A 572-nucleotide genomic window follows, 5' to 3' on the forward strand; every position below is an offset into this window, starting at 1 on the left:
TATTTGCTCGTTAACCGATGTTGTGTGTCGTTTTATATTTAGTTTATTATTAATCACAATCATTTCTTTCATTCATTATTGCTCTTTCGTTTAGGTATTTTTGAATAAAGTCCTGTGATTTTCCTTTACGATTGTATGATGTGCTCCCAATTAGAAAATGATATTTTTTTGAATCCCTTTCTATATAGATAGTATCAGAACATTTATTTTTAATTACTCTGTCATTCTCTTTTAGAAAATCATATAGGAAAGGAGGTTTATAATCATAATTCCGACTGTTTTCCAACCTATATCTGTTATTTCTGTTTGTCAATAATAAATAAGTGTTTCCTTTTTCTTCGAAAATATCTACGACCATTTCATCAAAAGATGTACTCAAATATATTTCTACGAAGTCTCCTTTTTTAATAACCGTGTAAATTGCGAATCCAATTAATAAGATGAATAGAAAAATCACAGGTAGGTATTCTTTTAGCGTGTATTTCTTTCCATCGTATTTTTCAATAAGTTTTTTCAAGTCTATTGATCAATTTTAAATTTTATTGTGCCTTAGCATAAATGACACACAACGT

Annotated in this window: 1 protein-coding gene; it reads right to left on the bottom strand. The window is 27.8% G+C overall.

The genetic code is table 11. From position 1 onward, the window contains the following. Positions 1–49 precede the first annotated feature (49 nt). Positions 50–517: a hypothetical protein gene (locus ACFQ1G_RS08305; protein WP_380738506.1), complete on the bottom strand. Its 468-nt coding sequence runs from the start codon at positions 515–517 to the stop codon at positions 50–52. Between the last annotated feature and the right edge of the window lie 55 nt (positions 518–572).

It is taken from the genome of Salinimicrobium gaetbulicola (assembly GCF_042676025.1).
In the GTDB taxonomy this organism is placed as follows: Bacteria; Bacteroidota; Bacteroidia; order Flavobacteriales; family Flavobacteriaceae; genus Salinimicrobium; species Salinimicrobium gaetbulicola.